Origin of the sequence: Luteolibacter sp. Populi, from assembly GCF_040801775.1 — a bacterium.
Lineage (GTDB): Bacteria > Verrucomicrobiota > Verrucomicrobiia > Verrucomicrobiales > Akkermansiaceae > Haloferula.
Genome location: NZ_CP161812.1, coordinates 4,747,328 through 4,761,244, shown reverse-complemented (window position 1 = coordinate 4,761,244; position 13,917 = coordinate 4,747,328). Strand labels below are relative to the sequence as shown.

Annotated in this window: 5 protein-coding genes; all 5 read right to left on the bottom strand. The window is 63.3% G+C overall.

What is annotated here, in order from left to right:
* Window positions 1–137: 137 nt before the first annotated feature.
* Window positions 138–8,120 (bottom strand): malectin domain-containing carbohydrate-binding protein, encoded by a 7,983-nt coding sequence (locus tag ABWK72_RS19330; RefSeq protein WP_367871213.1) that lies wholly within the window; start codon window positions 8,118–8,120, stop codon window positions 138–140.
* 609 nt (window positions 8,121–8,729) lie between these two features.
* Window positions 8,730–9,632 carry a glycosyltransferase family 2 protein gene (locus ABWK72_RS19325; RefSeq protein ID WP_367871212.1) on the bottom strand — a complete coding sequence of 301 codons (903 nt, stop codon included), beginning with the start codon at window positions 9,630–9,632 and terminating at the stop codon, window positions 8,730–8,732.
* 18 nt (window positions 9,633–9,650) lie between these two features.
* A complete protein-coding gene (locus ABWK72_RS19320) occupies window positions 9,651–11,228 on the bottom strand; it encodes a lipopolysaccharide biosynthesis protein (RefSeq protein WP_367871211.1) in 1,578 nt (525 codons plus the stop codon).
* 41 nt (window positions 11,229–11,269) lie between these two features.
* Window positions 11,270–12,652 carry a glycosyltransferase family 4 protein gene (locus ABWK72_RS19315; protein WP_367871210.1) on the bottom strand — a complete coding sequence of 461 codons (1,383 nt, stop codon included), beginning with the start codon at window positions 12,650–12,652 and terminating at the stop codon, window positions 11,270–11,272.
* 14 nt (window positions 12,653–12,666) lie between these two features.
* Window positions 12,667–13,911 (bottom strand): acyltransferase family protein, encoded by a 1,245-nt coding sequence (locus ABWK72_RS19310; protein WP_367871209.1) that lies wholly within the window; start codon window positions 13,909–13,911, stop codon window positions 12,667–12,669.
* Between the last annotated feature and the right edge of the window lie 6 nt (window positions 13,912–13,917).

Below are 13,917 nucleotides of genomic sequence, written 5' to 3'. Positions count from 1 at the left end.
GTGGGGGTGTGAACAGCGGACTGCAGGGGCAAGCCGGGTGAGGCGAACCGGAGCGATTCGTCACGGGCAGGCAGGCGAACCGGCCCGGGAGGAAGGAAACCCCGGAGGGAGGGTGAATCCCTCCGGGGCATGGGATATCATTCGGCGACCGGCTCGAAGAACAAGCGGTAGAAGGCCTTGGAGCCCGCCGCATTGTCCTCGATCACGTAGTTGGCACGTGCGGCAGGAGACATGAGCTCGATCTCGGCCTTGGTGATCACATCGATGCGATTGGCGATGTTACCGATGTCAGCGAGATCCGAAGCACGATGAACGTAGTAGTTACCGATCGGCTTGAGCCCGGGCAGCGTGATCGTGGGAATACCACCCACCTGTGCGACCTTCAGGGTAAACTCCAGATCATCGGAAGGATCATTCGGATCCATCTGCAGTTCGAATTCGCTGAGGTTGTCGAGGTGTCCACCATCGGAGTCGGCATCCGTCTGGCCGCTCAGGCCGTGGGAGGTGAGCCACTGCGCGAAGGTTACCGCCTCTCCGCTGCTTTGGATCGTGTAAACCTCGATGCCGCAGATCTTCGGATTCTGCACGCCGCGGATGAACTCGAGGTCGAGGATGCCGTCCGCCACGGTGACCGGGAAGGTGACCACCAAGGCGTGGTTGGAACCGGCGCGGGCGAAGATATCGAGGTCATCGACCGCGATCGCTCCTTCCGCTTTCAGATCGAACACGCGCTGACCCGGGGCGGTGATGGCGGCGTAGGTCTCGGCGAGATGGAGGCGGACTTCATACTGCCCGTCCGGCATCACCCACGAATACCCCAAATTGCCTCCGCCGACCGTCGAATCGTAGCGTTCGCTCTGATAGATGGCGTCGTCCGTGGTGCCCTGGATGTCGCTGAGGACGGTGGTAGTGAAACCGGAGGAGTTGAATCCGCTATCCGCTGCCCAGAGGCGCCCGAGGCTATCCGTGAAGCTGGCGGTCGCCCCGGCATCGATCCGCACGACATTGGCACCGATTACCCGCGGGGTAGCCGCAGCGGCAGCCGCCGCCGAGAGGTTGTTCGAGGCATCCAGCGCGCGCACCTCGTAGGTGTAGAGAGTGCCATTGGTCAGTCCCGTATCCGAGTAACCCGGAGTGGGGACGGTGGCGATCACCGCGCTGTTCCGGCTGATCTGGTAACCGGTGACCCCAACGTTATCCCCGGAGGGCGTCCAGCCCAGCGCCACGCTGCCGTCTCCGGGAGTGGCGGCGAAGCCCACCGGAACCGCCGGAGCCTGGGTGTCCGCCGGGGTGGTCGTATCCACTGAAGCGGGGGCGGAAGCATTTCCGGCCAAGTCGATCGCCCTCACCTCATAGTGATAGGGAGTGCCGGGAGTGAGACCTGCGTCTTCGAAGCCCAAGGTGGTCACCGTATCGAGGAGATCGATACCACGATAGACGCGGTAGCCGATGACTCCCACATTGTCAGTCGAGGCATCCCAAGCCAGCGTCACCGTGGTGAAGTCCGGCGTGGCTTCCAAGCCGCCCGGAGTTTCCGGAGCCCCGGTGTCCGCCAGGGTCGTGGTGCTCGTCTGGGCCGCGACGGAGAGGTTGATGGCGGCATCCACGGCCACGATATCGTAGCTATACAGCGTGGCATTGGCGAGGCCGGTGTCGATGTAGCCCGGGGTGGGCACGGTCGTCACGAGGCTGCCATTGCGGATGACGCGGTAACCGGTCACGCCCACAATATCCGTGGAGGCATCCCAAGTCAGCGCCACCTGGCCGAGGCCCGGGGTGGCGACGAGGTTACCCGGAACGCTCGGCGGCGTGATATCCGGAGCCAGCGTCGTCACATCGCGCGTTGAAGCCAGCGAGACATTGCCGGCGGCATCGAAGGCCACCACCGAGTAGTGGTAGAGGGTGCCCGGAGTCAGGCTAGCGTCGTTGAAGGACAGGGTCGTGACCGTGTTGACCAGGACCCCGTTGCGGTAGATCCGGTAGCCAGCCACGGCGATGTTATCGGTGGAGGCGGCCCAGCCGAGGGTCACGCTGTTACCGGTGAGGTTCGATTCCTGGAGAGGACCGGGAGTCGCCGGCGGCTCGCCCTCGGCGGCGGCACCCGAAAGGACCGGGAAGATCTCGATGGCCGAGACGAACGGATTCTGCGCCACGGGACTCCCCACGGTGAAGTCGAGCGTGACCTTGCCATCGGCGATCGTCGCCGGGAGGACTTTCACCAAGGCCACGTTTCGCCCCACTTGAGCAAAGACATCCAGGTTCGGTAGCGCCGCGCCGCCTTCCAGGAGGACGTTGAACACGCGTGAGCCGATCCCGGCCACGGAGTTTGTCGTGGCGGTTTCCGCGAAGTGCAGGCGCACCTCGTAGGTCCCGTTCGTCACAGGGAACTCGTACTTCAAGGGGACCGAGGTGTTCCGATTCTTCGAGCGGTAGGTCTTGTAGATTTCCGGGATGCTGGTGCCGGTGATGGTATTACCCGGTGCCGAACCCTCGCTGACGTTCAAGGGGCTGGTATTGAAGAACAGATCCTTCGCCCAGGTGACACCGAAGGGATCGACGTAGTCGGCGGTGATATTGCCGCAGTCGATCCGGTAGATCGCGGCCCCGAGGGCGCGCGGGGTGACCGTCACCTGTGCCGGTAGCGACTCGTTGTTGGAGCCGTCAATCGCGGCGACCCCGAAGACATAGGCGGTCTCATTGGTCAGGCCGACCGCGTTATAATTCAGCGTGCCCACCGTTTCGACCGGGAAGCCGTCGCGGTAGATCCGGTAGCCGGTCACGGTACCGTTATCCGTCGATGCGGTCCAGGTGAGCCCGGCGGTGCCGTTGCCGGGAGTCCCTACAAGCGAGCCAGGAGTGCTCGGCGCGGTGACATCGGGCAAGGTCGAACCATCGACAGTCGCTGCGGTCGAAAGGTTGCCGGCAGCGTCAACGGCTTTCACCGAGTAGCTATGGAGCGTGCCCGGCAGCAAGCCGGTGTCCGTGAAGCTCAGGCCGGTGACCGCGCTCGGTGCACCACCATCCCGGCTGACATGATAACCGGTGACCGCGACATTGTCCGCGGAGGCCGTCCAAGCAAGCGAGATGCTGCCCGGGTTGGCATCGGAAACCGCGAGGCTTCCCGGCGCGGTCGGTGCTTGGGTATCCGGCGGCGGCGGCACGAGGGCGTAGAGCTCAATTCCGCTGATACACGGGTTATTGAATCCCGAGTGGAGGAACTCCACGGTCAAGGAGCCGTTGGTCACCGTGGCCGGCACCGGAATGACCAGGGCGGTCGTGAAGCCCACCGTCGCCACGATATCGAGATCGTCGATCGCGAGTTGATTCTGCACCTTCACATCGAAGATGCGCTTCTGAACCCCGGTTTGGAAATCGAGGGTCGTTTCCGCAAAGTGGAGGCGGAGCTCGTAGTCGCCATTCGCCACCGGGAAGGTGTACTTCATTTCGGGAGCGAAGGTGGTATCGTAGCGGCGGCTTCGATAGATCACGTCGTCGACGGTTCCCGCGATGGCCCGCGTGCTGCCATCGGGGAGGCCCGCGTTGAAGTAGCCGGTATCCACCACCCACTCGTTGCCGAGGGAATCGATGGTCGGCGCGGTAACACCGTTCGGCGTCCCGGTATCCATTCGGAACACGACGCCGGCGATGGCGCGCGGCCGGACGATCGCGGTCGCCGGCGGCGAGGTCTTGCCGGTGGCGTCAATGGCGATGACCTGGTAGGTGTAATTGGTGCCGTTTTCCAAACCGCTCTCGGAGAAGTTGAGGGTCGTGACGGTCGTGAGCAGGTTGCCATCGCGATAGATCCGGTAGCCGGTCACCGCCGCATCGTCGCTGGCGGCGAGCCAAGCAAGCGTCGCCGACTGGTTGCCGGCACTGCCCTTGAGATTAACCGGGATGGTCGGATTCTCGGCATCGGCCGGGGTAGTCACCGTGAGCGTGGAGCGCGGTGAGACATGGCCGGCGGCATCGAAGGCCTCGATCTCGAAGTCATACTCCGTCTCCGGAGTGAGGCCGACCTGCGCGAAGGTGGTGGCGGTGGTAGTCCCGAGGTCGCTTCCCTCACGGAAGACGCGGTAGCCGGTGACGCCCACATTGTCGAAGGACGCGAGCCAGTTCAGGGTCAGGCTGCCCGCCTTGAGATTGGTGGCTGCGAAGGAGGGCGGGGCGAGCGGCGCGGAGGTGTCCGGGCCCGATCCGCCGCCGAGGTAGAAGACCTCGATCGCACTAATGAAGGGGTTCTGGACGACCTTGCGCAGGCCGATGGTCAACTGACCGTCGCTTACATTCGTATCGAAGGTCTCGACGTGCGCGGTGTTCGAGCCGGCCACAGCGAAGGGGTCGAAGTCATCGAGCACGATGGCATTCTCCAACAGGACATCGAAGACACGGATTCCGGGAGCCGTGACACCCGACCATGTTTCGGCGAAGTGCAGCTTCACCTGGTAGTTTCCGTTCGGCACGGAGAAGGAATAGTCGAGCGGGGTCGACGGGCTGTCGTCGAAGCGGAAGTCCTGATAGAGGATGTCATCCACGGTCCCGGCGATTTCATTCGCGTAGGTCTGCTCGTTGCCGGAGCTCCAGCCATTGTCGGCTGCCCACACGTGACCGAGGCTGTCGGTGAAGGCCAGTCCCCCGGCGTTCACGCGGATCATCGCGTCGTTGGTGAAGTTGGGATCGTAATCGATCGTCAGGATCTTGGACGAGGAGGAGCGCTTGCCCGTGGCTTCGTCGATCATCAGGGCGGCCACGTAGTTGATCCCGCCGTTTTCGGACGACAGGGTCACCGGCACGTCCACATAACCCGCTCCGCCGACCACGGCGTCCGTCACTCCGTAGGCGATGACGCTGTTGGCTTCGAAGGGGTCGATGTCGTAGCCGCCATTGGCCACACCATCGAGGTAGAAGGCGGTGTTGAAGGTCCAGATTTCGACCAGATCGCCGGCAGGACCGGTGACCCGGACCGTCGGTTGCGAGTTGGTAATGAAGGGCGAAACCTTGCCCGGGACAGCGATTCCCGGCGTCGGCAGATTGCCGGAGGCTGCTACCCCGATGGAGGTCTTGTTGCCGTTCGTACCATTGAAACCACCGTTGCGAATCTGCTGCACCGTGCCGTCATCGAAGGTCACCGTGAAGGTGGCGCCGATCAACTCGAGGCCGGAAACACTGGCCGAGTGAGAAGGACCGGGGCCGGGAACGCCCTTCACGCTGGTCGGATCAACGTCCGAGGAGAATGTCAGCAAATTGCCGGGACCGAAGACCACTCCGGGACCGCATTCGACCTTCAGCGCATTGAAGCCATCCTGGCTGCCGATGCCATCGTGCGGAGACTCGAAGATGCCGACCGGCGTGCCGGTGCCGTTGAAGGAGTCGAGCTGGAAGGCCTTGCCATCAAGGTCGCCCGCCGTGCCGGCCGGGTCGAAGACGATGTCCGGCAGCAGCGCGGTGCTCAGGTCGATCTTTGCGGAGACGATCTTCTGGCCGCCGGTCGATGTATTCTCCAACTGGAAGGAGCCGGTGGTGTTGGTGCTCGAGTTGGTGATGCTGCCGGCGTTGCTATTCACGGTCAGCTTCGCGGAGGCGGTGCTGGCGATAGGCAGGACCTTGAAGAAGTCCCAAGTGGCTTCGAAGCTCGGCGTCGCTTCCCCACCGGTGCTCGCCAGCAGGCCGAAGGCCATGCCACTCGATCCATGCAGCACGTCGAGAATCTTGCCGCCGACGATGATCGGCGGACCGACATTGATGAAGTTTCCGGTGCCGATCGCGTAGCCGGGCTGGACGCTGCCGCTGATCGGATCGACCAGGAAGCTCAGCGAAAGCGCGGCGGGCGTTGCGGAGAGCAGGCCAGGCTCCGGATACAGATGGTTGGTAAGCACCACGCCGTTCTCTTCATGCACGATCTCGATCGCGCCCGCGCCGTTATTGGCATTCACGGCCACCTTCACATAGTTGTCCTGGTCGCCGTTGCCCATGAAGATGCCTTGCGACTGACCGGCGGTCGGCGTGCCACTGAAGAGCAGGCCGCCGAGACCCGAGATCAAACGGAAGGGACCGGTCGACTGATCGATGTTCACGCCGATCTGGAAGGCGTTCATCGCGCTGTTCGCCGATCCGAGCGGAGTGCCGGCTCCGATCGACGAAGGGGTGTAGACGCCGGAGGTACCGCCCCCGACGATATTGCCCAACTCCAAGCGCGCGCTGTAATCCGTGCCGGGATCAAGCATCACGCCCGTAAACCCAAGCGAGTAGAAACCGTGGGTGCTGATGAAGAAATCGTAATCCACCGGCAGTCCGAGATTGATCCCGTTGCGGGGATCGATCGGGAAGGCGTCCTGGTTGTCGGCGATGCCGTCATTGTCATCGTCCGTATCCAGCAGGTCGGAAAGGAAGTCCCTATCCGCATCGCCCGGCCGGACCGCCGGCGAGCAAGGCTCCGAACCGTTGAGGCTTTCGTCGGCATTGCTGTAGCCGTCGTTATCCTCGTCCAGCGTGTAGCTAAAGGTGCCGTTGCAGATCCCGTGGCTGTTGTCGAAGTCGGTCGGCTCGAGGATCGTGATTCCCCGGCTCTCCGTGACATCCTCGTTAAGGCCCAGATAGTGGGCAACGAAGATGGTTCCCGCCAGGGCCGGTGCGGTTCCGGGGCCGGGAATCGCAATATCGAGCGGACTCCCATACAGCCCGTCTTCCAGAATGATGCTGCTGCTGAGTGCCTGGGTTCCGTCCTCGTTCATCACGATACGCCGCACCGCGCCCTTGGGAGGACTGGAAGGGCTGGGCGTGCCGCCGTTGAACTGGGCGGTGATGATATTGCCGACCATCGCCCCGCCGAAGTTGCCCGCGGTGTATTCGGCGATGCCGCAGGTGGACGAAGAGAAGGTCATCAGGGCATTGTTCGCCGGACCGGGAAGGCGGAAATCACCCTGCTGCGGGTCCGCCATGCTGACCGGCACCGGCGGCCAGTCGATCGTCGGCGAGGCCGAGTAGACCAGACCTGCGCCGCCCGGTCCGCCATCGAGATGCAGCCAGCCTGCTCCCGCGGGGTTGGCGCGGATCGGGTTCGGATGGCCGCCGTAGTAGCCTTGGGAGATGCGCTGGAGGCTATCGAGGTTGTTCACGGTCCCCGGCTCGGTCGACTGATACTCGTTGGTGACATTCGCCGTTCCCTCGTTCTTCGGGTACCCGCCCCAGCCGGGGTTGCCGGCGTTGTCGATCGTATAGATCTTGCCCGCACGGCCCGGGGTCGTGGCGACCAGGACATCATAAGGATTGCGGAAACCCGAAGAAAAGATCTGCACCGGACCACCCGGGACGAGCTTCGCTTGATTCAAGCCATCGTTGCCGCCGAAGGGATCGTTCACATCCGCGTGATCGGCGCTGCCCGGCACCGCATCGGCGCGAGCCGGGTTCGGGTCGTTGACCGTGGGCAGATCGTAGATGTACTTGGTACCATTGCCATCGGTCAGGATCGGCATCGCCTCGATCGCGGCGATGTCGATTGAAAGCACCGCGGCGGACAACGCGTCTTCGCAAGCGAAAGCGAAGTTGTTGGAGGGACCACCGGCATTGGTACTGCCACCCACGGCGAGGAGCAGCTTGGTTCCCGTCGGGTCGAAAGAAAGCCCGTTGACGGCGTGGTTCTCCTCGGAACGCGGCAGGCCGCGGACGATATCCACCTTCTCCCAGTTGGCGCCGTTCTTGGTCAGCCGCGAGATGACGCCCGAGTTGGTGTCGAGGTTGAGGTCGCCAGCGGAGCCAGCACCCACGCGCGGATCACTCGAGGTGACGTAAATGACCGGGCTCTCCGCGGTGCCGCTGACCATCAGTCCGGTGGCCTGGCGGGTGTGCAGCGTGGTGTTGAGCGTGCCGTCATCGTCGTAGTTGGGGATCAACTTGACCAGGTTGATGGGCGTAAGCGCATCCGCCACATAGTTGTTCGGACCTTGGCGGGTGACGTTGCAATGCCAGACCGTGCCGTTCTCCTGCACGTAGTAGAGCTTGCCGTCAGGGCCGAACTGGAGCGAGGTGACCTTGTTTCCCTTGTTGTTGGCACCGGCCCTCAAGCCGACAAGACGGCTGAAAGAGAAGGCGACCGGCGGCGGCGCCGGGCTTTGGGCTTCCGCCAAGGGAGAAGCAAGAGCGGCAAGTGCCAGCAGGGATGCCAGGGAAGACGATCGGCCGGAACGGCGAAACACCGAAAACTTGCGACGGTACCCGCAATGGGTAAGAGACTCGGATTTCATCTGGGGGGTGGTAAAGCGAGGGGGAAACAACAAAGGGAGGGAGGGGAGGAAAACAAACGGCACGCAATCAGGCGCGACCAACGCTACCATGCAAACCACGCGCGGATGACGGTAACAATCCGGCCATCAGCTCAACTTCGCATGGGGGCATCCGGCGATCGCGGAGGCAGGGGTAACCAAGCCAATGGGATGGCAAAACCAATCTTTCGGAGGCGCGTGACATGAGGGGGGATGGGGTGCTTCGAAGGCATGACCGTTCCCGAAGGGACGACATGCTTTCAAGCGTGGGGGATCGGGGGGAGGAGTGAAGGCAAAGCAAATTATCAAGCCGGAGAGAGGCCGACCAGATATTTTAATATACTAGGATTAACTAATATTTCGCTTATCTGAATAAAATCCCCGGTTGGGGCGATGGAACCAAAGGACAGCTCCATCAGTAGCAAGCGGCGGGCCACGCGCCTACTACGGGATCGCGTGGGTCACGGGGGGGAATTATTGGCTCGGCTGGGCATTCTGCTGGCCCTGCCAGACCCCGAGATTCCAGTAGCGGCGCTGCTGATAGTGGAAGTGCTTGGCTTCGCTGAGGAAGGCCCTGCCGATACGGGTGAACACGCCAAGCCCGACAGCCTTCCCCCAAGCCACCGCGGCCTTCGGCACGCGCTTTGAGACCGGGGCGGCGGCAAGCTTCAGGCCGACCACCAGGCCCATGCGGCGGTTGCGCTCCAGCGTCCAATGCGGCGAGCAGCGCTCCGCAGGAACGTGGTGCCAGACCAAGCCCCCGGGCAGATAGACGCCCTTCACACCCTGCGAGAACATGATGAGCTGGAGGTCGGTCTCCTCGCCCACCGAGATCGCGCGACCGGGGCCGATGTTGGAATCGAAATTCCCGGCGCGCTTCAGATCGTCCGCGAAGGCTGCCCAGTTGAAGCCGAGCGCCAGCGGTTCCTTGAGCTCGCGGACCTCGTCGCCGTAGCTCCAGCCCTTCGCCGAGTAAGGCAGATAATCCTTCAGCCATTCGGGCGGTGGCGAGTCGTAATCGACCAGGCACTTGCCCGCGTAAAACTCACCGCCGGTCTTGCCCGCCGCGGCATCGGCGTAAGCCTGCACGCTGTGGGGGTGAATCCGCACGTCATCGTCGAAGAAAACCACGAACTCTCCAGGCACCTCGTCGAGCACCAGGTTGAGCGCGGCACTCTTGCTGCCGACAGGCGTGTAGCGGTACTCCATCGGGAGCACGGAACGGAACTTTTCGACCTTCGACTCCGCGCCTTCCTTCTTGCCGTTCTCCACGACATAGACGCGTTTGAGCGTGGCGGGCCGGTCGGCATCGACCAGACACTGGAGGGTGCGCTCCAGCAACTCGCCACGCTGGCAGGTGGGAATGATGATGATCATGGGTGGGGAGGGAGGTGACTAGCGTTTGCGGAATTCGCCCGCGATATTACGGAAGAAATCCAGCTTCTTGAATCCGAACAGGAGGATGGCGGCGTAAATGATCCCGAAGGCCGCCATGGCGGCAATCATCAGGCCCCAGGCGTCGATGCGGCCGTTGGCCAGTCTCATGATCCACCAGGCGGCGAGCGCCGCAGGAATGCAGGAAACCGTAGGCACCATCATCGTGCGCAAGACCTGCCCGAGCTTCACCGGCGTGCCCTTGAGCGACCACGCCCAATAAGGGATAAAGTTCAGCACCATCGCGAGCGAGTAAGCGATCGCCACACCGCGCAGCGAGCCATCCTGCCCCGGCTCCTTGGGCCCGAGGAAGACCCCGGCGATGAAGGCGGCCACGATGATGGCGGAATTCACCAATCCCATCATCCGGTAGCGCTTGGTCTCGCCCAGGGCGATCAGCAGCCAGCCCGCGGGATTCGAAATACCGCCGATCAACGCCGCGACCGCCAACAGGCGGAAGATTTCCGCCGTGTCCAGCCACTTGCGGCCCAGCCACAGCAGGACCACTTGGTCGGCGAAGAGGGTCAGGCCCGCGATCACCGGGATGCTCAGGGCGCAGATCAGCAGGATCGCATTGAGATAGTAACGCCCGAAGCGTTCGGGCTCGTTCCGCAGCCGGGAAAGGGCGGGAATCGAGACCGCGCTCAATGGCCCGTTGATCTGGCCGATCGGCATCAGCAGAAGGCTGTAAGCGCGGTCGTAGAGCGCGAGCGGCGCAGTGCCGCAGTATCTGCCGATCAGCATGCTGCCCGCCTGGCGGGAGAAGTAATTGACGATATTGAAGCCCAGAACATCCCCGCCGAACTTCAACATGCTCCGGACACCGGTCCCGCGTGCGGGCAAGGAGGGTACCCAGCGGAGGGAGCACCACACGATGATCGTCTTCACGATGGGAGGCGCTAGCGCCATACCCACCAGCGACCAGTAGCCCATGCCGGACGCCGCCATGACGATGGCCACCAGCACCCCGGCCAGACTTGAGAAAAGTTCCGACCCGGCCAGGATCCGGTAGCGCATGTTGCGGGTCAGCAGCGCGATGTGCTGGAGTCCGAGGCCGCCGAAAAGGTAACTCAGGGCGAGCACCGGGATGATCGTGACCAGGACCGGCGTCTTGTAGAAGTCCGCGATGAGCGGGGCGGAAAGCGCGAAGACCGCCGCGATGACCAGCGAAAGCACGACATTGATCCAGAACAGTGTGGAGATCTGGCGATGATTGATTTCGGACCTCTGGATGGTGGCCTGCGATAGACCGACATCCATGAAGATCGCGAGGAAATTCGCGAAGACGGCGGTCATCCCGAAGATACCGAAATCACCCTGCGAGATCATGCGCGCCAGGATCCCGGTGGAGCCGATCCGCAGGACCAGGCCCCCGATCCGCGCCATGGACATGAAAGAAGCACCGCGGACCGAATTCTTGCGAAGATCCTTCGAGACGTCCGGGTTGACGAAGGGATCGTGGCGCGCGGGACCTTTGGCGGAGGCCAGCTCGGGCTCGGGGGTCTCCGTGGTATTATCGATCACGCTTTCGGCCTGCATTCCAAGGGGGGGAGGGAGTTTGTCAACCGCAAGCGGAGAGATCAGCGGATTTGATCGAGAAACCCGGCGAGGTTCCGGGTGAGATTCTTGCGCTCGAACTGGCGGACGAACTCTTCGTTCCAATCGGAGCGGGCGGCCCCGGATTTCCATTTTGCATGCTGATCCTTCAGAGCGGCCAGCATGCCAGCCACATCGCCCGGTTCGGCAAAGACGCCGGTGCCGGCCTGCGTCACGAAATCCCGCGCATCGCTGGCGGGTAGCGTGGCCAGGATCGGCCGGCCCGCGGCCATGTATTCATACGCCTTGCCGGGGACGATGCCCGCTTTCATGCCCGCCGGCACCTTGTGCAGCGGCAGGAATAGCAGGTCCGCGGCGCGCACGTAGCGCAGGCATTCGACGTGATTGAGGTAGCCGGAACAATCGAACAGCGGCTTGGCGGGTGAAGCATCGATCAGCGCCTGGTCCGATTTCGAGAGCACACCGACGCAGCGGACGCGGACCTCATCCACGATCCCCGGCGATTCCTTGAGCCACTGTTCGAGCGCTTGGAGGAGGTAAAAGTGCGAGCGCGGCAGGCGCTCGACCCCCGGCACCGTGCGGCCGAGCAGCTGGTACTGGCGCTGGCGCTTGCGCTCGACCAGACCGGACTCGGCATGGAAATAGCCGGAGTGGACGATCGAAAACTTCCCACCCGGGATCGGTTCGACCGGTCCGGTGAAGTCGCTCGCATCGTAGCCGTTGGTCAGGCTCACGATGGTGTTGGCCCGCAGGCGCGGCAGCACGCGGCCGAGACGGCGCGCCGACTCCGGCGTGTTCATGATGATCAGCGAGGCGCTGCGCAGCGACTTCTCCATCTGCATGATCTCGAGGCTGCGGTGCCAGCGGGTGCGGTGAAGCTGGAATTCATCAAGCGCCCAAGGATCGCGCAGGTCCGCAATCCAAGGGATCCCGGTGCGGCGCGAAATCTCCGCGGCGGCATCCGCGCCTTCGAAAGGTGAAAGCGTGACGAAGATCAGATCCGGCTTCTCTTCCTTCGCGATCCGCGTGCCTTCCTCGATCACCAGATTCATCCATGTGAGGCCGAAACGACTGCGCATGCCGAGCATCTCGCGCACCGCGCGCTCCATCTTGGAGGGCACATGGACTTCCTCCGGGAGCTCGACCTGATGGACCTTCACCGACTCCGGCACCTCGTCGGCCAGCGCTTGGTCGGTCGGGGTCCAGCGGTGCTCGCTATTCGGCTTGGCGGTCAGGACGATCGGATCGTAGCCGCAGCCCGGCAGGTACTTCACGAACTTCAGCGAGCGCTGCACGCCGCCACCACCCGCGGGCGGGAAGTGATAGGCGATGAAGAGGATCTTCCGCACCGCGGTGGCGGCGGGAGTCGCGGCCTGGCTGCCACGGTCGGTTTGCGGCTCGGACATGGGAGGTGAGGCGTTCATTTCGCGCGCTTGGGAGGCTTGCCGTTGAGGAGGAAGGCGAGCACCGGTACCGGCTGGATGATAAAGGCGTGCAGGCACAGGGTCGCGATGAAGGTGCCGATCGCCACCATCGTCATCATCAGTCCGGTCATCGGAATGATGTGCCGCAGCAGCAGCGCGAAGCAGTAGATCGCCAGGTAGTGGAAAAGATAGACGGAGTAGGCCGCCTCCGACAGGAAGCGGACCATGGCGCTCTCCGCCTTGACCAGCTTCCGTGCCAGCCAGAACAGCAAGCTGGACAGGCAAAGCGCGACGTAGGTCTGCGCGGCCAGGATCAGCACCTCATGCAGCCGGTCGGGATCGTCTCCAGCGCTCTGGTGCACCGCCCAGAGCAGCAAGCCGGAGCCCAGGGCTTGGATCCAATGCACCTTCGAGAAGATGCCGCGCAGTTCCGTGGACGCGAACAGGATCATGCCGAGCGCGTAGTAGGGCAGGTAATTGCCGATCGAGCGGATGACGAACTGCGACTCCGGATGCAGGAAGTGTTTGGCGACCTCGAAGGCGACGCGCGCGCCGACGCAGCCGGCGCAAACCATCAGGCACATCGCGAGGAATTTCAGGCCGGGCACCAGCGGTGCAAGCTTGCCCAGGGTCCAAGGCCGCGGCTCGCGATCCGCCGAGTGGCGCATCACCGCATCCACCGCGGCACCCAGCAGCGGGGCCAGGAGCGAATACGCGAAAAGAGCCAGCAGGAACCAAAGATGCAGGTGCCAGTTGCCCGGGCCCTCGGCATGCGCGGTCCCCTTCCCCGCCAGGTAATCGCTGAACGATACGGCGTGATTGTGGTAGATGAAGACCAGCCAATTGGTGAGTGGATTCAGCAGCACCAGAGCGGTGACGAAAGGCACCCCGATCGCGACAAGGCGCTTCTTCACGGTCGTCCTGGCACCGTATTTCTGCAGCAGCATGTAGGCAAGGAAGCCGGAGATGATGAAGAAAGCCTCCATCCGGACTAGCCCGGAAGCTTCCGCGAATTTGCGGAAAACCACGGAAGCGGTCGATGGATGATCGGCGGCGGGCGGTGCCAGGGTACTGGTGTGGACCAGGATACCCCAGAACATGAGGCCGGCGCGGAGCGCATCGAGATGGAAGAAGCGTTCGCTCTTCCTGGCGGTGGCCGCCACTTCGGGGACGGCAAGAGGCACCTTGGCCTGCCGCGTGGTGGCGGGGCCGAGGAGCTGGACGGTTTTGGCACTGAACATCGGGGG